Here is a 20,060-nt window from a genome sequence, read left to right as displayed (position 1 = left end):
ATGGCCGGTAACATGCAGGACAACTTTGACGAGAACGGCAACCCCATCCGCTGCTCTTTCTGCGGAAAAGAGCAGGGGCAGGTTCGCCGCCTTGTAAAGGGTCCTACCAACATCTTTATCTGCGACGAGTGCGTCGCCGCCTGCTCCGAGATCTTGGAGGAGTCGCTGGCATCGGACTTTATGGACGCCGCCCGCAACGGCAAGCTGCCGGGCTTCCTCAACGATCACGGCCAGGCTGCATCTCAGCCCGCCATGGATCCCGAGGCCGAGGGCTTTGAGCTCGAGGACGACGCCCGACAGGTCATTACGCACGTGCCGACGCCGCACGAGATCTATGCCGAGCTTTCGGCCTATGTCATGGGCCAGGAAGACGCCAAGCGCGCCATGTCTGTGGCCGTGTACAACCATTACCGCCGCGTGATCGAGGGCGGCGCCGCGCTTTCGGCCTTTGATGACGGCCTGGACTCGCAGCTCGACGACGATATGGACGAGGTGGAGCTCGCCAAGTCCAATATTTTGCTTCTCGGTCCCACCGGTACCGGTAAGACCCTGCTCGCCCAGACGCTCGCGCGCATCCTCGAGGTGCCGTTTGCCATCGCCGACGCCACCGCACTCACCGAGGCCGGTTACGTGGGCGAGGACGTGGAGAACATCCTGCTCAAGCTCATCAACGCCGCCGATGGCGATATCGAGCGCGCGCAGGTCGGCATCATCTACGTGGACGAGATCGACAAGATCGCCCGCAAGGCCGAGAACCTCTCCATCACCCGCGATGTCTCGGGGGAGGGCGTTCAGCAGGCGCTGCTTAAGATTCTTGAGGGCACGGTGGCAAGCGTTCCGCCCACCGGCGGCCGCAAGCATCCCCAGCAGGAGCTGCTGCAGATCGACACGACGAATATCCTGTTTATCTGCGGCGGTGCCTTTGTGGGCCTGGACAAGATCATCGCCGATCGCGTGGGCAACAAGGGCGTGGGCTTTAACTCCGAGATCGCCGGTCCCACCTCGGTCGACGAGAACGACCTGTTGCGTCAGGTGCTCCCGCAGGACCTCAACGCCTTTGGCATGATCCCCGAGTTCGTGGGGCGTACGCCCGTCGTCACCCAGACGCAGGCGCTCGACGAGGACGACCTGGTGTCGATTCTGACCGAGCCCAAGAACGCCGTGGTGCGACAGTACCGCAAGATGTTCCAGCTCGAGGACGTCGATCTTGAGTTTGAGGACGCGGCTCTGCACGAGATCGCCCGCATGGCGCTCGCCCGCAAGACCGGCGCCCGCGGCCTGCGCGCCATCTGCGAGGACGTGCTGCAGCAGACGATGTTCGACCTCCCCAGCGAGGAGGGCGTAGCCAAGGTCGTCGTAACCGAAGCCGCCGTCAAGGGCGAAGAGCAGCCCCAACGCATCTACGGCTAGACCTGCCTAAAACGTGCTTGCAAATAGCCTCCGACCACCCGCGGTCGGAGGCTATTTTATATATACGCAATAACCCCAACTACCTGTGTTATTCTGTGTGTTTGTTTAAGCCTCAGCGAAGTCATTCAGACTGAAGTAATCGATACCTAAGGGGAGGAATACAGACCCTAGCGGGCCTGCATTCCTCCCCGGCGGGACAGGGAGAGATATATGGAAGAAATGCCCAAGAACTATGATCCGTCGACCAACGAGCCGGCGATCCTGCAGAAGTGGCTTGACGGCGGCTACTACAAGCGCCGCGAGGGCGTGGGCGACTGCACCGTCACCATTCCGCCTCCCAATGTGACCGGCAAGCTCCATATGGGCCACGCCACCGATGACTCCATCCAGGACGCCATCGTCCGTATGGCCCGCATGCGTGGCAGGTCCACGCGCTGGGTGCTGGGCACCGACCACGCCGGTATCGCTACGCAGACCAAGGTCGACAAGAAGCTCAAGAGCGAGGGCATTAGCCGCCTGGAGATTGGCCGCGACAAGTTTGTCGACGCCTGCTGGGACTGGACCCACGAGTACGGCGGCATCATCGTCGAGCAGATCAAGCGCATGGGCTGCTCCGTCGACTTCGACAACGAGCGCTTCACCATGGACGAGGACTATGCCCAGGCCGTGCGTAAGGTCTTCTGCGACTGGTACCACGACGGCCTGATTTATCGCGGCAAGCGCATCGTCAACTGGTGCCCCAACTGCACCACCGCTATCTCGGACGACGAGGCCGAGTACAAGGACGAGAAGGGCCACCTGTGGCACCTGCGCTACCCGCTGACCGAGCCGGTCAACGGCCAGGACTACATCGTCGTCGCCACCACGCGCCCCGAGACCATGCTCGGCGACACGGGCGTCGCCGTCTCCCCGAAGGATCCCGAGAAGGCCGCCTTTGTGGGTAAGACCGTCATGCTGCCGATTGTCAACCGCGAGATTCCTATCTTTGAGGATTGGCATGTCGACGCTAACTTTGGTTCCGGCTTCGTTAAGGTCACCCCAGCCCACGACCCCAACGACTACGCTATGGGCCAGGCTCACGACTTGCCGCAGATCAACATCTTCGACGAGCACGCGGTGGTCGTCGAGGGCTACGGCGAGTTCACCGGCATGAACCGCGATGAGTGCCGCGAGGCCGTCGTCAAGTGGTTCGACGAGCACGGTCTGCTCGACCACGTCGAAGAGCTCGACCACTCCGTCATGCACTGCTACCGTTGCGACTCCGCCCTGGAGCCGTGGCTGTCTGAGCAGTGGTTTGTGGCCGTCGACAAGCTCAAGGGGCCGGCGCTCGACGCCGTCAACTCCGGCAAGGTCACTTTCCACCCCGCGCGTTGGACGCAGACCTACACCACCTGGATGGAGAACCTTAAGGACTGGTGCATCAGCCGTCAGCTGTGGTGGGGCCACCGCATCCCCGTGTTCTACTGCGAGGACTGCGGCTGGGAGGACGCTCTTACCGAGGACACCGACGTGTGCCCCAAGTGCGGCGGCCATCACGTGCACCAGGACGAGAACGTGTTGGACACCTGGTTCAGCTCGCAGCTGTGGACCTTTGCCACGCAGGGCTGGCCGCAAAAGCCGGAGCTGCTCGAGGGCCATCACCCCACGACGGCACTCGTCACCGCACGAGACATCATCGCGCTGTGGGTCGCCCGCATGGTCATGAGTTCGCTGTATTTCTTGGACGAGGTGCCGTTTAAGGACGTCGTCATCTACCCGACGATCCTGGCCAAGGACGGCAGCCGCATGTCCAAGTCCAAGGGCAACGGCGTTGACCCCATGGATCTCATTGGTATGTACGGCGCCGACGCCATGCGCTTCAACTTGCTCACGCTGTGCACCAACAACCAGGACGTCAAGTTCGACGCGAACATCGACAAGAAGACCAAGAAACTCATCGACAGCCCGCGCACCGACCAGGCCAAGAGCTTTGTGACCAAGATCTGGAACGCCAGCCGCTTCCTGCTCATGAACATGGAGGGCTACACGCCCGGCGAGCCCGTCGTGGAGACCCCGGCCGACGCCTGGATGTTCAGCCGCCTGGCCAAGGCCGTGAAGATGGTCACAGAGGGCATCGAGAACTACACCTTTGGCGACATGGCCCGCGGCGTGCAGCAGTTCTTCTGGAACGAGGTCTGCGACTGGTACGTCGAGGTCACCAAGGCCCGCCTGAAGGGCGAGGGCCGTCTGCAGGCTCAGCGCAACCTGATCTTTGTGCTCGACACCTCCATTCGCCTGATGCACCCGCTCATGCCGTTTGTCACCGAGGAGATCTGGGACAACATGCCGGCGAGCGTGCTCGACCTGGATTCCGAGGGCAACGTGGATCGCGCCGAGGCGCTCATGATCGCCAAGTGGCCCGAGCCCGTCGACTACGCCAAGTATGTTGACGAGCCTGCCGAGCGCGCGTTTGAGCTGTGCCGTACCGTCGTGTCCGCCGCCCGTGCCACCCGTTCGCGCTATCGCTTGAGCCCCAAGGCTGAGCTCGACGTGGTCGTGCGCGCCGGTGCCGAGGACATCGAGAAGCTCGAGAGCCTGCGCTCGACCATCGAGCCGCTGGCCAACACGTCTTCGCTGGTTATGGGTACCGACGTCGAGAAGCCGGCTGCGAGCATCGCCGTGGTCGATAGCGGCGTCGAGGTCTTTGTGGTGCTCGAGGGCAAGGTTGACCTTTCGGCCGAGAAGGTACGCCTGGAGAAGGAGATCGCCGCGGCCCAGAAGGAGCTCGCCGGCTGCGAGAAGACGCTCGCCAACGAGGGCTTTGTGGCCAAGGCCGCGCCCGCAGTGGTCCAGAAGAAGAGGGACCGTGCAGCTGAGCTCAAGGAGATCCTGGCGGCGCTGACTGCTCAGGTTGCTGACTTCTCGTAAGCGGCACTGGGGGACGCGGTTTGGGGCATTGCTCGCTACTGCGGACACCTATTCCGCCGTTCTAACGAACGGCGGCTGACTCGACGCTGCAAACGCCTCTGATGGCCAATCTGCCGTTCAACTTCGGGCGCATGGGCATAAGCCCTATGCGCCCTTGTTTCACGGCACCTTGGCTCATCAGAGGCGTTTTCGCTGACTATCCTCAACCTATACTGTTTTATTTTTCTATGAATGGCGGTTCTAAAAATGCCTAAGCGTTCCGGCTTGTATACCGTTCCTTTTGAGTTTGATTTGCTTTCGTTTGATGAGGCTGTTGGGCTGGCTGCTGATACGGGGCGGATTTCTGGGGATGCTGGGCCTCTGCTTGAGACGGTTGTCGATATGCTCGATGAGCTGGAACGTCCGGACGAGCATTTCGATTGCATTCAGGTTGCCGGTACCAATGGCAAGACTTCGACCACGCGTTTTTCGGCTGCCATCCTTCGTGGTGAGGGGTTAAAGACCGCACTGTATACGTCTCCGCAGCTTGTGCGCTATCCCGAGCGCATGGAGGTCGATGGGCGCGTTGTGAGCGACGAGGCCTTTGCCCGTGGCGTTTCTGCCGCCGTCGAGGCGGGGCATCGCGTGAATGCCCGTCGTGTGGCGGCGGGGGAGTGCGCCTATACCATCACGCCGTTTGACCTGCTGACGGCTGCCGCACTGGTGGTGTTTGCCGAGGCCGCGGTAGATGTTGCTGTGCTCGAGGTTGGCATGGGCGGCCGTTGGGACGCCACGAGTGCGACCGATCCCGTTGCCGTTGCCATCACCGGCATCGGGCTCGACCACACGCGCATCCTGGGTGACACGCTCGAGGCCATTGCGGGGGAGAAGGCTGCGGTCATCAAGCCCGGACGTTTGGTTGTGCTGGGTGAGGGTACGCACGAGTCGAGCGTTCAGCGCGTGATGGATGCCCGTTGCCGCGAGTGCGGCGTCGTGCCGCTCGTGGTGAGCCACGCCACGACCAAGGTGCCGGCGCATGTGGGCGATACGGTTGAGTTCAGCTGCACCACGCCGCGTGCCATTTATACGTCGAGTATGGTCAAGCCGGCCTACCAGCCGCAGAATGCTGCGTGCGCGATTATGCTCTGCGAGGGGTATCTGGGTCACGAGCTCGACCATGAGACGCTTGATGCTTCGCTTATGAGCTGTCCCACGCCGGGTCGCTTTGATGTGCTGGGAACCGATCCGCTCAAGCTGATAGATGCCTGCCATAACCCCCAGAGCTGCGAGAACTTTGTGAGCGCGCTGGACGAGATCGACCCGTGCGTGGAGAATCGCCCCACGCTGCTGTGCGCTGCGCTGGCCGACAAGGATGTTGCGGGCATCGTCGATGTGCTGATCCCGGCCTTCCCGCGTGTAGTCGTAACGCAGACCGATTCCGATCGCGCCCTACCGGCAGAGGAACTCGCTGCCCTGGTGGACGCGGACAAGCTTGCGGGCGTTTACCCTAGCGTGTCCGAGGCCCTCGCAGCTTTCGAGGCCGCGGGCGAGCCTTTCGTAGCGGCAGGCACCATCACCCTAGCCGGCGAAGTGGCAGGCTTGCTGCACTAACCCACTCGAGGGGCAGCTAATTTGGGCTGTTCGTCAGGAAATGGGCCTATTTACTACGTTTAATCGACTGCCCCCGACCACACCGAGAATTGCGAAATCAAAACCGCAGGTAGAAGGCTTGCCAATTTTCAAAAAAGACCCGCATGGTCGACCCATGCGGGTTAAACGTAGTAGATAGTCCTTTTTCGTGGTGCAGCGTTGGTGGGATGCGGCAAAGGGACAGCGCCTTTGCCGCATTGCCTAGTCCAGACGGACCGGATCGTGTGGGTAGGCGTTGAGAATCTCGACGCCGGACTCGGTAACCAGGACCAGGTCTTCGATGCGGACGCCGGTGTGGCCGGGGAGGTAGATGCCCGGCTCGATAGAGAACGTCATGCCTGGCTCTACGACCTGCTCGTTGACAAGTGAAACGTCGCCCGGCTCGTGGTCCTGCAGGCCGATCGAGTGTCCCAGACGGTGCGTAAAGAACTGCCCATAGCCAGCATCCTCAATCACGTCGCGTGCGGCACGGTCCAGGTCGCACATACGCACGCCCGGCGCGATGAGCGCCTCGGCGGCCTCGTTGGCGCGGCGCACGATATCGTAGATGCGTGCCGTCTCCTCGTCCGGTTCGCCCCAAAAGAATGTACGCGTCATGTCCGAGCAGTAGTTGCAGCGGCGTCCGCCAATGTCGAACAGCACCACGTCGCCACGCTTGAGTACGGTGTCGTCGGGCTCGTGGTGCGGATCACCGGCGCTGGCGCCAAAGCTCACGATGGGCGGAAAGCTAAAGCCCTCGCAGTCGTGCTTGCGGTACAGGCCGAGCATCTGGTCAGCAATTTCGCGCTCCGTCACGCCCTCGTGGACGAGCTTGATGGCGTCGGCCATCACAGCGTCGTTTGCGGCCGAGGACACGCGCATGAGCTCCTGCTCGGCGGCATCCTTGTGGGCGCGCGCGGCGGTGACGGCAAAGTCACCCAGGAAAAACTCGCTTGCGGCGTGGCGCTCCATGAGCGGCATCAAAAAGCCGGAACGCATGACGGTGTCGATGCCGAGGGGCTTGGATGGATTGACCTCGCGAGCGATGGCGTCGGTCACGACGTCGGTGTCGTTGTGGTAGGCCACGCGGGCATTGTCGTACTCGGGCAGCTGATGCAGGGCGTTAATCAAGATTACCGGCTCGGCATCGCGTGCGAGCAGCACGCCGCAAAAACGCTCGAACATATCGGCATAAAAGCCGGTCAGATAGTAGATCGACCACGGGTCGTTCACAAGCAGCTGCGCGCCGGGGTGCTGAGCCTCGAGCGCATCGAGCACGCGCGCCACGCGCTGGCCATCGACATGTGCCATGAAACATCCTTTCGCTAGGTTGCCACCATGGTATCCCATGCCCGGCAGCTAGGGACGTTTCTTTTATGCCGGCACTTTGGGACACTCCTTGGCATAGCTAACCTGGCAAGCAGTAAAAGTTGCTAAAAGAGCCCGTCCTAAATTAGCTGCTTAGGCTGGGTCGATGTCCATGCTGGCGATGAGGTCGATGCCCGTGTGGAGGAGGTCTTCCAGCACGACGTCGCCCATACGGACGGGGGCGTCGATGATCAGGCCGCGGATGAGGTCCATCGTCTGGGCGTGGACTGTCAGCGGGATGGCTTCGGCCGTGCGCACGGGCAGCAGCGCCTCGTCGCCGCCGGATACGGCAACGGTGGTGGTAAGCACGCGCATGGGACAGGTGAGTTCCTGATGCGCGAACGTATCGCCGCGCGGGCAGCTGTTGCCGGTCACGGAGCGCACCTCTACCACGGCGCCGTCTGCGCCGCGCTCCACCTCTACGGTCAGGAGGCACTCGGATGGGCAGGTGGTGCAGTTGAACTGCAGTGTCTCGATCGCGTTTATGCTCATGGCCTTACGCCTCCTCTACGGGGTCGACGGACAGGACAATCTCGCTAACACCTTGGTCGAGTGCGTGCTGAATCACCTTTGCCGGCAGCGGGAAGCTTTCCATGACGCTCGGTTTTAACGGGCGGACCTTGCCTGCAAACAGCTCCTCGTCGCCTGCCAGAATACGTACGCGGGCGGCATCAACCGGTCGGCGCACACGGAAGTTGAGTTTGGTGAGTGCCACAGCCGTAATGCGTCCCGGCAGTGCGTAGCCCGCGATACCGGCAGGGGAGACCGTGAGCTGGCAATTCGCGCCCGTCTCGACATCCGCGCTGCCACCCAGCGCGTACGCCGCCGCGGCCGCGCCGGCGCGCTCGGACTCGGTCGTTACATTGTCTGCCAGGTCGTGCACGTGCAGCACGTTGCCGCAGGCAAAGATGCCCGGCACGCCCGTTTGCAGGTTCTGGTCCACCACGGCGCCGCGCGTACGTGGGTCAAGCTCAACGCCCGCGCCTACCGAAAGCTCGTTTTCGGGAATCAGACCCACCGAAAGCAGCAGCGTGTCGCACGGAACAACGCGCTCGGTTCCCGGAATGGGTGCCAGGTGCTCGTCGACTTGGCTCACCTCGACGGCCTCCACGCGATCGTGTCCGATCACGCGCGTGACAGTGGTGGACAGGTGCAGCGGAATGCCAAAGTCGTCCAGGCAGTTCTTGACGTTTCGGCGCAGACCGTTGGCGTATGGCATGAGTTCGTACACGCCCTCGACCGAAATCCCCTCGAGCGTGCAGCGGCGCGCCATGATCAGCCCGATGTCACCTGAGCCCAAAATGACGGCGCGCGAGCCGGGCTTGAGGTTTTCGATATTGATGTATCGCTGCGCCAAGCCGGCCGTAAACACGCCGGCGGGTCGGCTACCAGGGATCTTGATCTCGCTGCGCGTGCGCTCGCGGCACCCCATGGCAAGGACGACCGCACGCCCGGTGAGCTTCAGCATGCCGGCACGGTTCATGAGCGTGACGGTATGGATGGCGGCATCTCCCGCGCCCTCGTTCGTGCCCGGGTCGGCCGCGCCCGCGCCCTCGCTCGAATCAATCCCAAGCACCATGCTGCCCAGGAACAGCGCAATGTCGGTCGCGCGCACCTGGTCGATAAAGCGCTGCGCGTACTCGGGGCCGGTGAGCTCCTGCTTAAAGTGCGAAAGGCCAAAACCGGGGTGAATGCACTGGCGGAGGATCCCGCCCAGATGCTGCTCGCGCTCCGCGATGGCCACCTGCGCGCCGGCCTTATGCGCGGCAAGCGCGGCCGCCATACCGGCGGGACCGCCGCCGATAACGATCACGTCGAACGCCTGCGTCTGCACCGCCTCTGTAGCTCCGGTCTCCGCACGTCCGTCACGCATATCAAGCGTCGCCATCCTAGCGCACCCCCTTCAGCGGTCCTTCGACCAACCAAGATCCGGCATCCTCCAACAGTACTTCGCTGGGGTCGCAGCCCAGCTCGCGGGCAAGGATCGCAACCACGCGGCTTTGGCAAAAACCACTCTGGCACCGACCCATGCCGGCGCGGCAGCGGCGCTTGACGCCCTCGACCGAAATCGCGCCCGGGCGTCGTCGGATCGCGGCCACGATCTCGGCCTCGGGCACCGTTTCGCAGCGGCAGACGATCTGCCCCCATGCGGGGTCGGTCTCAATGAGCTCTTCCTTGCGCGCGAGCGGCGCGCGGTCAAAGTCATCCGGCACACGGCGAATCGGGTCCCAATCGGCACGTTCGCGCAAGGCTACGCCGGCATCGCGCAGTACCTGTTCCATGCGCTCGGCAATGGCCGGCGCGCTCGCCACGCCCGGCGACTGAATGCCCGCGGCCTGGAACAGTCCCGACACCACGGCCGACTGTCCAATAAAGAAGTCGTTCGTTCCCTTAATGACCGGACGACCGCCGGCAAACGCGCGCACCACGCGGCGTGTGTCCAGGTCGGGTACCAGCTTGCGCGCGCCGCCTAGCAGCGCGTTGACGTCGCCCGCATAGGTCTGCGTGTTGCCGGGTTCGCGCACGGCGGCCGTTGCGGTAATCACGGTGTTGCCGTGTACGGTACCCGTGACGATAACGCCCTTCGAAACCGGCGTGGGCACGGGGTAGAGCGGCATGAGCGCACGCGGCTCCTTGTCCAGCACCACGATGTTGCCCTGGCGCCATACCATCTGAAACTCCTCGGCGCCCGCCATATGCGAGATGTCCGCGGCACCGTTGCCCGCGGCGTTAATCAGGTACCGACAGTGTACGTCGCCGGCGGGTGTCACCAGCGTAAAGCGCGCGTAGCCTTCGCCTTCGGCAGCAACGCCTTTGTCATCCGAGCGAACAACCTCTATCGCCTTCACCGGCGCGGAGCGCATAAACGTCACGCCGTTGGCGACGGCGTTTTCCAGCGCAGCGATGGCCACTTCAAACGGGTCGACGTAACCGGTCGAAGGGCACCACAACGCGCACGTCGCCTTAGCACTCGCGCGCGGCTCCAGCTCGTGGATGCGCTCGGGGCCGATAATCGACAGCTCGGGCACGCCGTTGGCAAGGCCATTCTGGCGCAGCTTCTCTAGGTGCGCGCGGTCTTCATCGTTGAAGCCCAGCACCATCGAACCGGTGCGGCAAAACAAAAAGCCCAGCTCCTGGGCCCACGTGCCATATAGCTCGCAACCACGGGCGTTGACCTTCGCCTTTACGGTGCCCGGCGCCGGATCGTAGCCAGCGTGCACCAGGCCGCCGTTGGCCTTCGACGCGCCCAGCGCGATATCGTTTGCTGCCTCGACCACGCAAATGGACAGGTCAAATCGTGCGAGCTGCCGCGCGATGGCGCACCCCGTAATGCCCGCGCCCACAATTGCGATATCAAACGTTTCTGCCACGGTGCCTCCCAGACGAGTTGACAGGCTGTCAATAAGACTATCCTACGGTCTGCACACCCCCAGCGCGGCGGCAATGCGGTGAACAGCCCCGCAACACCCGCCAACGGCAGGCAAGGGGGAGACTCAACAAGGTAGACAACCTTGCCTGTCGACAACTAAGGCAACCGTTCGTCTCGATCCGTAACAGTTAGACGAGGATTTGGGTTCCAGATGTTACAGATAAAGACAAACCTTCCGGCGGATTTTGAATGTCTCGATCTGTAACAGTAAGAGGGGTTTTGCGGCCCAAGATGTTGCAGATCGAGATTGAAGTCGGGGAGGGACCCCTGTGTCTCGGTCTGTAACATCTAGACCAGGATTCCGCTCCCACCTGTTACAGATTGAGATGTTTGTGTCCGCGCCAGCCCCGTACCCAGCCGTGGTCCCATATAAACAAACCCCGTGGTAAACTTTACCAGACTGTAAATATTCCGAAAGGTACACCTCAATGTCCAAATACATCAACGAGCTCATGTCGCCGCAGCTTATGGGCGTCGTCTATGCCTTCGTTGGCTTTATCATCGCCCTGTATGTGCTGTCGGTCGTCTATGTGTTCATCGACGCTCGCCGCCGCGGCGCCAGCGCCTACGTGGCATGGGGCATCATCGCCCTCATCCCGTTTGTAGGCCTCATCGCCTACCTGGTCTTGCGCCCGCACTCCTACGCGTCCGACCGCGAGGAGCAGGAGCTGGACATGGCCTTGCGCGAGCGCCAGCTTGCCCAGTACGGCACCTGTCCGCAGTGCGGCGCGCCCATCGAGAAGGACTTCGTCGTCTGCCCGGTGTGCGATACCCAGGTTCGCAACGTCTGCCCCAGCTGCCATCGCCCGCTCGACGCGCACTGGAAGGTCTGCCCCTACTGCCGAACTCGCATCCAGTAACGCATCCATCGCCGGGCCGGCCGTAAGCCACTGGCACGCCGCAAGCCACGCGCGCCCCGCAGTCCCGCCCCACACGATGAAGCATGCGTAGAAAATCGCCCGCCGTGCCATTAAGGTGCGGCGGGCGCTTGTATACCAAGGCAACCTGCCTATAATGATGCAAGTTAAAACGCCGAGCGCATCGCACGCACTTGCATCAGGCATCCGAGAGGAGAAAACATACCCATGAAGGCACTCTACAATGACGGTTCGGTGGCCGAGCTCCCGCAGGACGAGGTCACGCACGTCATCCGCCACTCTGCCGCGCACATCATGGCACAGGCCATCAAGCGCCTGTACCCCGAGGCCGACTTTGCCTACGGTCCCGCGACCGACAACGGCTTCTACTACGACGTCGACCTGCCCGAGGGCGTCAAGATCAGCGAGGACGACTTCCCCGCGATCGAGGCTGAGATGAAAAAGATCGTCAAGGAGAACCTCAAGTTCTCCGTGTACGAGAAGCCCCGCGCCGAGGCCATCGCCCTTATGGAGGAGCGCGGCGAGAAGTACAAGGTCGAGCACATCGGCGACCTGGACGACGACGCCCGCATCACCTTCTACCAGCAGGGCGACTACATCGACATGTGCGTCGGCCCCCACATCTGCTACACCAAGGCCCTTAAGGCCTTTAAGCTCACCGGCGTCTCGGGCGCCTACTGGAAGGGCGACAAGGACAACAAGATGCTCACCCGCATCAATGGTGTCGCCTTTGCCACCAAGGAAGAGCTCGACGAGCACATGCACATGCTGGAGGAGGCCAAGAAGCGCGATCACCGCAAGATCGGCCGCGAGATGGACCTCTTTATGATGCGCGACGAGGCCCCCGGCTTCCCGTTCTTCCTGCCCAACGGCATGATCCTTAAGAACGCGCTGCTGGACTACTGGCGCGAGATTCACCACAAGGCCGGCTACGTGGAGATCTCCACGCCGCTCATCATGAACAAGCAGCTGTGGAAGACCTCGGGCCACTGGGACCACTACAAGGACAACATGTACTCCACCGTCATCGACGACGAAGAGTACTGCATTAAGCCCATGAACTGCCCGGGCGGCGTGCTGGTGTACGCCTCCAAGCCGCACTCCTATCGCGAGCTGCCCATCCGCGCCGGCGAGATTGGCCTGGTGCACCGCCACGAGCTGCGCGGCGCCCTGCACGGCCTGTTCCGCGTGCGCTGCTTTAACCAGGACGACGCCCACCTGTTTGTGCGTCCCGACCAGCTGACCGACGAGATCGTGGGCGTGGTTAACCTCATCGACTCCGTGTACCAAAAGTTTGGCTTTAAGTATCACGTTGAGCTTTCCACCCGCCCCGAGGACTCCATGGGTTCGGACGAGGACTGGGCGCGCGCCGAGGAGGGCCTGCGCACCGCTCTGGAGAAGCTGGGCATGGACTACGAGGTCAACGAGGGCGACGGCGCCTTCTACGGCCCCAAGATCGACTTCCACCTGGAGGACTCGCTCGGCCGTACCTGGCAGTGCGGTACCGTACAGCTCGACTTCCAGATGCCGCTCAACTTTGACCTGGAGTACGTGGACGCCGACGGCACCAAGAAGCGCCCCATCATGCTGCACCGCGTGTGCTTTGGCTCCATCGAGCGCTTCATCGGTATTCTGATTGAGCACTTTGCGGGCAAGTTCCCCACCTGGCTGGCTCCCGTGCAGGTCAAGGCACTTCCGGTTTCCGAAAAGAGCCGCGACTACGCCCACGAGGTGTGCGCCAAGCTGGAGGAGGCCGGCATTCGCGTGGTCTGCGACGACCGCGACGAGAAGATCGGCTACAAGATCCGCGAGGCTCGCAGCATCGACCGCGTGCCCTACATGCTCATCCTGGGCGAGAAGGAGGTCGAGGCCGGCAACATCTCCGTCCGCGATCGCTCCAACGAGACCGTTCAGATGAGCGTTGACGAGTTTGTTGCGAAGGTGACCGAGGAGATCAAGACTCGCGCCTAAGGCAAACTTCACAACAATTAATAAAGGCGACCGTCCACAAAGGGCGGTCGCCTTTTTTCATGTCAAAATTAGAAAAGCCGCTGGTTGAGCGGCTTTTTTGTTGCACAAAAAGGTACAGGTTTTTGTATCTTTCGACAAACGTCATTATACGAGCAATCAATCAGCGTTTGCCCAGATTACGCAAAATGTACTGCTAATAGGTGCATCTCCATACCCCTCTACAAAAACCTGTACTTTTGCGACTGCGCCTAGCTGCGAGCGAGAAGCCTGTTCTAAACGCCCCTGCATTTGCGTGCATCGCAAAGCCAAAAGAGGGGGGCGAGAACATGGAACAGACGGTACGGCGCCAAGAGCAGCTGCCCGGCGCATTTAACGGCACCACCACCAACAGCCAGCACGGCCGCGTCCGCTGGTATCTGGTTCATACCCCCAATGGAAAAGAGCGCGAGACCTGCGAAAAGGTCCGCCGCATTATCCCGCACAACCTGATGCAGGACGCTTTTGTGATGCAAAAGGAGTTCTGGTTTAAGCGGGACGGCGCATGGTCGCTCCAAACCAAACCTATGTACAAGGAATACTTCTTCGTCGCCACGCACGATGCCGCCGCGCTCGATAGGGCTTTGGCCCAATTGAGCTTTGGCTGTCGCATCGCCGGCAGTAAGGAGCGGGCGTACATGCCCATGCCGGACGATGCGCAGGATTGGTACCGCAGCGTGCTGGACGACGACGGCGTGGTGCGCAACAGCGTTGCGCGCATAGAAGACGGCGTGTTGCACATAGAACAGGGGCCCTTGGTGGGGCAAGAGGCCCGCGTAAAGAAAATCGACCGTCATAAACGCTGGTGCCTGGTAAACGTGGGCGAGGGTGACTCCACATTTAGGGAGCTGCTACCGCTTGATGTTCCCAGCAAAACGTAAGGGAGACGTTGCACCGGCAAATTACTTGATTTTGGATTCATAGATGGGGGGGGTTCCTGGGGACAGGAACGTTAGTTTTATTGTGGCTGCTAAAGATGTAACAGAGAGTAATGCGCCCGCGGGGGCGGCGCTGATTGCTCAGGCCATGGGTCGGCGCGAGGGCGCCGGCCGCCACAAGGCCATGCAATCCATCATGGACTGGGACCGCTCGCGCCTGGCCTATAGGGCCGTAAAGCGTGCGTTCGACATCGTTTTCAGCGGTGTCGCGCTCGTCGCCATCGCGATCCCGAGTCTAATTCTCGCCGCTGCCATCCGCCTGGAGAGCGAGGGCAACCCCTTCTACAGCCAGATCCGCGTGGGCCAGACCCACCGCGACGGCAGCCTGTCAACCTTTCGCATGTGGAAGTTCCGATCAATGTACAAGGACGCCGACGAACGCCTCGCTGAGCTCAAAGGGCGAAACGAGATCGCCGGCGCCATGTTCAAGATGAGGGAGGACCCCCGCGTCACCAAGATCGGCAGGTTCATCCGCAAGCACTCCATCGACGAGTTCCCACAGTTCCTCAACGTGTTCCTGGGTCAGATGTCCGTCGTCGGCCCGCGCCCGCCGCTGCCGAACGAAGTCGCGGAGTACACCGAGTACGACCTGCAGAGGCTAGCGGTGAAGCCAGGTATTACGGGGCTCTGGCAGGTTACGGAGCGAAACTCCACCGGGTTCGACGGCATGGTCCGCCGTGATCTCGAGTACATAGCCAAGCGCGGAATCGTCATGGATCTCAAGATCGTCCTCCTCACGGTTCTGGAGGTCTTCAACGGAAGCGATGCGTACTAATGCCTAACTCTAATGCTCGATTCGAATCGGAGAAGAAAATGAAGATTGCCGTCGCCGGTACCGGCTACGTCGGCCTGTCCCTCGCCGTCCTGCTCTCGCAGCACAACGAGGTCCATGCGCTGGACATCGTTCCCGAGAAGGTCGAGAAGATCAACAACTTCGTGTCGCCCATCCAGGACAACGAGATCGAGCGCTTCCTAGCAGAGGCAAAGGCGGGGGAGCGCGAACTCGACCTGCACGCCACCGTCGACGTGGTCGAGGCCTACGCTGGCGCCGACTTCGCCGTCATCGCTACGCCCACCAACTACGACAGCGACAGGAACTTCTTCGACACGAGCTCCGTGGAGGCCGCCATCGCCGCCGTGCGCTCTGTGAACCCGGACGCGTGGATCGTCATCAAGTCGACCATCCCCGTCGGCTACACCGCTGGCCTTCGCGAGAGGCTGGGCGACGGCAAGATCTTCTTCAGTCCCGAGTTCCTGCGCGAGAGCAAGGCTCTGTACGACAACCTGCACCCCAGCCGCATCGTGGTAGGCGCGCCCAAGGACGACCCCGAGGCCGTTATAGCCGCCGAGAAGTTCGCCGGCCTGCTCGCGCAGGGCGCCGACCCCGCCGAGCTCGAGCGCGTGAACGCCGACGGCACCGTGGGCATCCCCGAGCTCGTGCTGGGCACCACCGAGGCCGAGGCCGTCAAGCTCTTCGCCAACACCTACCTGGCGCTGCGCGTGGCCTACTTCAACGAGCTCGACACCTACTGCGAGGTTCGCGGCCTCAACACCCGCGACGTCATCGACGGCGTGTGTCTGGAGCCGCGTATCGGCAGCCACTACAACAACCCCAGCTTCGGCTACGGCGGCTACTGCCTGCCCAAGGACACCAAGCAGCTGCTGGCCAACTACAAGGACGTGCCCCAGAACCTGATCGAGGCCATCGTGGAGGCCAACCGTACCCGCAAGGACTTCGTGGCCGACGAGGTGCTGCAGATGGTGTGGGACCGCGTGTACGCCGGCAAGGAGAGGCCGGTCGTGGGCGTGTTCCGCCTGACGATGAAGTCCAACTCCGACAACTTCCGCGCGAGCTCCATCCAGGGCGTCATGAAGCGCGTGAAGGCCAAGGGCGTGCCCGTGGTGGTCTACGAGCCCACGCTGGACGCGCCGGAGTTCTTCGGCTCCGAGGTCACGCACGACCTTGGGGCCTTCAAGGCCGGCTGCGACGTGATCGTCGCCAACCGCTGGAGCGACGAGCTCGCGGACGTGGCGGACAAGGTCTATACACGCGACCTGTTTAAACGAGACTAGGTGGTATGAATGGCAAATAGAAAAGTCCTCGTCACCGGAGCCGCCGGCTTTATTGGCGCGTTCCTCGTCAAGAAGCTGCTCGAGGAGACCGATGATGTGATCGTCGGCCTCGACAACCTCAACAGCTACTACGACCCCGGTATTAAGGACGCGCGCCTTCGCATGCTGGCCGAGGCCGACACAGACGGCCGCTTCACCTTCGTGCGCGGCGATTTGTGCGACGCCGCCCTCATCGAGCGCCTGTTCGCACAGAACGGCTTCGACGTCGTGGTGAACCTCGCCGCCCAGGCGGGCGTACGCTACTCCATCGAGAACCCGCGCGCCTACCTCGAGAGCAACCTCGTCGGCTTCTTCAACATCCTCGAGGCCTGCCGCCACCACCCGGTCAAGCACCTGGTCTACGCCAGCTCAAGCTCCGTTTACGGCGGCAACAAGAAGGTTCCGTTCTCCGAGGAGGACCGCGTCGACTCGCCGGTCTCGCTCTACGCCGCCACCAAGAAGTCCAACGAGCTCATGGCCGCCGCCTACTCCAAGCTCTACTCCATCCCCGCGACCGGCCTCCGCTTCTTCACGGTGTACGGCCCCATGGGCAGGCCCGACATGGCCTACTTCGGCTTCACCGAGAAGCTGCGCCGAGGCGATACCATCAAGATCTTCAACATGGGCGACTGCCGCCGCGACTTCACCTACGTCGACGACATCGTCGAGGGCGTCAGGCGCGTCATGGACGCCGCGCCCGAGGTGAAGATGGGCGAGGACGGGCTGCCGCTCGCCGCGCACCGCGTCTACAACATTGGCAACTCGCACCCCGAGAACCTGCTCGACTTCGTCGACACGCTGCAGCGCGTGCTGGTGGAGGAGGGCGTGCTCCCGGCCGACTATGACTTCGAGTCCCATAAACAGCTCGTGCCCATGCAGCCCGGCGACGTGCCCGTCACCTACGCCGACACCACGGCGCTCCAGCGCGACCTGGGCTACAAGCCCGCGACGCCGCTCGAGGACGGCCTGAGGGCCTTCGCCAAGTGGTATCGCGAGTATTACGGGGGTTGTTGCTAGCGTGCGGATAGCAATGATTGGACATAAGCGATTTGGCTCTCGTGAAGGCGGTGTCGAAGTTGTTGTTACGGAGCTGGCTCGCCGCATGGCTGCCCTAGGCCATGAGGTTACATGCTATGACCGTTCTGGTTCTGACGTGATGACTGGAGAGTCGACAGCTCTTTCCGAGCGTGTTGTCGACGGCGTGCGCATTGTGCCGGTTAAGACAATTGATAAGAAGGGCCTCGCTGCACTTTCTTCGTCTTATTTTGCGACTCGACAGGCGATTAAGGACCGTCCCGACGTGATTCATTACCACGCCGAGGGACCCTGTGTCCCACTGCCACTTGCCTGTCGGGCAGGAATTCGCACCGTTGCAACGATCCACGGTCTTGATTGGCAGCGAGCCAAGTGGGGACGACTTGCTAGCACTTATATCAAGATGGGCGAGAAGGCGGCTGCAACCCAATCGAATGAGCTGATTGTTCTATCGTCGTCTGCGAAGGCTTATTTCAAGCAGGAATACGGTCGCGAGGCCGCTCTCATACACAATGGAGTGGAAATCCGTGAGTGTATTGATGCCAGTTTAATTGCTGGGCGTTGGGGCCTATCTCGTGGCGACTACATCTTGTATCTTGGCCGACTGGTGCCCGAGAAACGTTGCGATTTGCTTGTCGATGCTTTCCGCCAGCTCGATACCGATAAACGGTTAGTCATTGCTGGTGGGGGTTCTGACACTGATGCGTTTGAACTTGAGCTTAGAAAGCGGGCTGCTTCTGATCCGCGCGTCGTTTTCACCGGATTCGTCACGGGCGACCTTCTCGCCGAGCTCTATTCGAATGCATATGTCTACGTGCTCCCTTCCGATGTGGAAGGTATGCCCCTTTCTCTTATGGAAGCCATGTCCTACGGGACATGTTGCGTTACGAGCGATGTGCCCGAATGCGCTGACGTTCTTGGAAGCTCCGGCGCAACTTTTGCCAAAGGCAACGTTTCTGAGCTTACTCGCGTCCTTCGCAGCCTTCTGGATAATCCGGAAAGGGTCAACAAGCTCGGCGAGAGCGCTCGCGAGCGCGTGAGAAATAACTATGACTGGGATTCCGTCGTCGAACGGACCCTCGAGCTTTATCAAGGAGAGGCCCGATGAAGATAATCTTGGCGAATTATCGCTACTATGTCTCGGGCGGTCCCGAGATTTATATGTTCAACGTTAAGCGCCTTCTCGAAGACGCTGGGCATACTGTTATTCCGTTTTCGGTCCGCAGCCCGCTTAATGAGGATACGCCATATTCTCGTTATTTTCCCCATGGGAAGAGCGAGTCGGGTGACGCCTACTTTAACAACGTTAAGAAGACTCCGAAGAACGTCGCTCGTTTGCTCTCCTGCGCTTTCTATAACCGCGAGGCATATGAGAATCTGCGACGTCTTATCCGGGACGAGAGGCCGGACGTCGTCTACGTCCTGCAACAGATTAACGCGCTTTCTCCGAGTATCTTCAAGGCTTGTCACGATGAAGGCGTAAGGGTTGTCCACAGGCTTTCGGATTTCAATATTATGTGCCCCCGTTCCGATTTTCTCTGCAACGGGGAGGTCTGTACGGCTTGTATCAACGGTGATTACTCCAAAGCCGCCGATATGTCCTGCTGCCACGGCTCGAGGGCCACAACTGCAGTGCGTATCGCGTCAATGAAGTTCCACCGCCGCAAGCGCCTTTTTGATTATGTTGATGCATTTGTCTGTCCCTCTGCATTCACGGCGTCTCTTCTGGAAAAGTCCGGTGTGTCGGAAGAGAAAATCAATGTTGTTCCGACGTTTACTATGGCTCCTTCTCTGTTTGAGGACGGTCCTACCGCGGGAAAGTACGCTCTCTATCTTGGTAGGATCAGTCCCGAAAAGGGCGTTGATCTAACCGTAGGCGCCGCCATGTGTAACAGCGGTGTAAGGCTTAAGATCACCGGGCGTACCGACGACGAGTACGCTGCGTCAATTAAAGCGGCTGTAGAAGAGGCCGGTATATCGGACCGCGTGGATTTCGTGGGTTTCGTCAAGGGTGAAGAGAAGGAACGCCTTATCGATGGCGCCGCATGCGTTCTCTGCCCTTCGACTTGGTTTGAGAACATGCCCAATACGGTGCTCGAGGCCTACGCACATGGCAAGCCGGTTGTCGTTTTCGATATCGGCTGCATGCCGGAGTTGGTGGAGAACGGGGAGACGGGGTCCGTGCTTCCCCTGGGCGACGTTGATGCGCTTTCGAAAACCATCGCCTTTTACCTGGAGAATCCGGATGAAGCCAGACGCCAGGGTATGAATGGCCGCAATAAAGTGCTTACGAAATATACACCGCAGAACCATCTCGAAAAGCTTGAAGCGATTCTTGATCCTGCCTGCGCTAAGAAAGAGGACTAA

General features: G+C 61.2%; 15 protein-coding genes. 11 read left to right on the top strand and 4 right to left on the bottom strand.

The window, feature by feature from the left end:
• From clpX to DWY03_RS05265, 3 genes are all read left to right on the top strand, one after another.
• Nucleotides 1–1,410: an ATP-dependent Clp protease ATP-binding subunit ClpX gene (gene clpX, locus DWY03_RS05275; RefSeq protein ID WP_117840086.1), complete on the top strand. Its 1,410-nt coding sequence runs from the start codon at nucleotides 1–3 to the stop codon at nucleotides 1,408–1,410.
• A 210-nt stretch (nucleotides 1,411–1,620) separates the two neighbouring features.
• On the top strand, nucleotides 1,621–4,317 hold the full coding sequence (locus tag DWY03_RS05270; protein WP_117840085.1) for a valine--tRNA ligase: 2,697 nt from the start codon (nucleotides 1,621–1,623) through the stop codon (nucleotides 4,315–4,317).
• A 246-nt stretch (nucleotides 4,318–4,563) separates the two neighbouring features.
• The gene (locus tag DWY03_RS05265; RefSeq protein ID WP_117840084.1) at nucleotides 4,564–5,907 is read left to right on the top strand and encodes a folylpolyglutamate synthase/dihydrofolate synthase family protein; all 1,344 of its coding nucleotides are present in this window, start codon (nucleotides 4,564–4,566) and stop codon (nucleotides 5,905–5,907) included.
• Between the two features lie 240 nt (nucleotides 5,908–6,147).
• Here the strand turns inward: DWY03_RS05265 and DWY03_RS05260 are convergent, their stop codons facing one another.
• From DWY03_RS05260 to DWY03_RS05245, 4 genes are all read right to left on the bottom strand, one after another.
• Complete coding sequence (locus tag DWY03_RS05260; protein ID WP_117840083.1) at nucleotides 6,148–7,236, bottom strand: Xaa-Pro peptidase family protein; 1,089 nt, start codon at nucleotides 7,234–7,236, stop codon at nucleotides 6,148–6,150.
• 150 nt (nucleotides 7,237–7,386) lie between these two features.
• Nucleotides 7,387–7,785 carry a DUF1667 domain-containing protein gene (locus tag DWY03_RS05255; protein ID WP_117840082.1) on the bottom strand — a complete coding sequence of 133 codons (399 nt, stop codon included), beginning with the start codon at nucleotides 7,783–7,785 and terminating at the stop codon, nucleotides 7,387–7,389.
• 4 nt (nucleotides 7,786–7,789) lie between these two features.
• Nucleotides 7,790–9,166 carry an NAD(P)/FAD-dependent oxidoreductase gene (locus DWY03_RS05250; protein WP_370446047.1) on the bottom strand — a complete coding sequence of 459 codons (1,377 nt, stop codon included), beginning with the start codon at nucleotides 9,164–9,166 and terminating at the stop codon, nucleotides 7,790–7,792.
• Nucleotides 9,167–9,182: 16 nt separating this feature from the next.
• Nucleotides 9,183–10,664 (bottom strand): NAD(P)/FAD-dependent oxidoreductase, encoded by a 1,482-nt coding sequence (locus tag DWY03_RS05245; RefSeq protein ID WP_117840080.1) that lies wholly within the window; start codon nucleotides 10,662–10,664, stop codon nucleotides 9,183–9,185.
• Nucleotides 10,665–11,151: 487 nt separating this feature from the next.
• Between DWY03_RS05245 and DWY03_RS05240 the strand changes: the two genes are divergently transcribed.
• The 8 genes from DWY03_RS05240 (at nucleotide 11,152) to DWY03_RS05205 (ending at nucleotide 20,060) form a co-directional block, all read left to right on the top strand.
• Nucleotides 11,152–11,583, top strand: coding sequence for a zinc ribbon domain-containing protein (locus tag DWY03_RS05240; protein WP_117840079.1), 432 nt, complete (start codon nucleotides 11,152–11,154; stop codon nucleotides 11,581–11,583).
• 225 nt (nucleotides 11,584–11,808) lie between these two features.
• The gene (gene thrS, locus DWY03_RS05235) at nucleotides 11,809–13,572 is read left to right on the top strand and encodes a threonine--tRNA ligase (protein WP_117840078.1); all 1,764 of its coding nucleotides are present in this window, start codon (nucleotides 11,809–11,811) and stop codon (nucleotides 13,570–13,572) included.
• Nucleotides 13,573–13,898: 326 nt separating this feature from the next.
• On the top strand, nucleotides 13,899–14,489 hold the full coding sequence (locus DWY03_RS05230) for a hypothetical protein (protein WP_117840077.1): 591 nt from the start codon (nucleotides 13,899–13,901) through the stop codon (nucleotides 14,487–14,489).
• An 82-nt stretch (nucleotides 14,490–14,571) separates the two neighbouring features.
• The gene (locus DWY03_RS05225) at nucleotides 14,572–15,321 is read left to right on the top strand and encodes a sugar transferase (RefSeq protein ID WP_231500787.1); all 750 of its coding nucleotides are present in this window, start codon (nucleotides 14,572–14,574) and stop codon (nucleotides 15,319–15,321) included.
• Between the two features lie 38 nt (nucleotides 15,322–15,359).
• Nucleotides 15,360–16,619 (top strand): nucleotide sugar dehydrogenase, encoded by a 1,260-nt coding sequence (locus tag DWY03_RS05220; protein ID WP_117840076.1) that lies wholly within the window; start codon nucleotides 15,360–15,362, stop codon nucleotides 16,617–16,619.
• A gap of 9 nt (nucleotides 16,620–16,628) precedes the next feature.
• The gene (locus DWY03_RS05215) at nucleotides 16,629–17,675 is read left to right on the top strand and encodes an NAD-dependent epimerase/dehydratase family protein (protein WP_117840075.1); all 1,047 of its coding nucleotides are present in this window, start codon (nucleotides 16,629–16,631) and stop codon (nucleotides 17,673–17,675) included.
• A 13-nt stretch (nucleotides 17,676–17,688) separates the two neighbouring features.
• Complete coding sequence (locus tag DWY03_RS05210) at nucleotides 17,689–18,801, top strand: glycosyltransferase family 4 protein (protein WP_231500786.1); 1,113 nt, start codon at nucleotides 17,689–17,691, stop codon at nucleotides 18,799–18,801.
• Nucleotides 18,798–20,060, top strand: a complete 1,263-nt coding sequence (locus DWY03_RS05205; RefSeq protein WP_117840073.1) for a glycosyltransferase family 4 protein — start codon at nucleotides 18,798–18,800, stop codon at nucleotides 20,058–20,060. The genes DWY03_RS05210 and DWY03_RS05205 overlap by 4 nt, the downstream gene beginning before the upstream one ends.

Source organism: Collinsella sp. AF23-2, from assembly GCF_003459245.1.
Classification (GTDB): domain Bacteria; phylum Actinomycetota; class Coriobacteriia; order Coriobacteriales; family Coriobacteriaceae; genus Collinsella.
The sequence above is the reverse complement of the archived record's forward strand: the minus strand, read 5'-3'. Positions and strand labels throughout refer to the sequence as shown.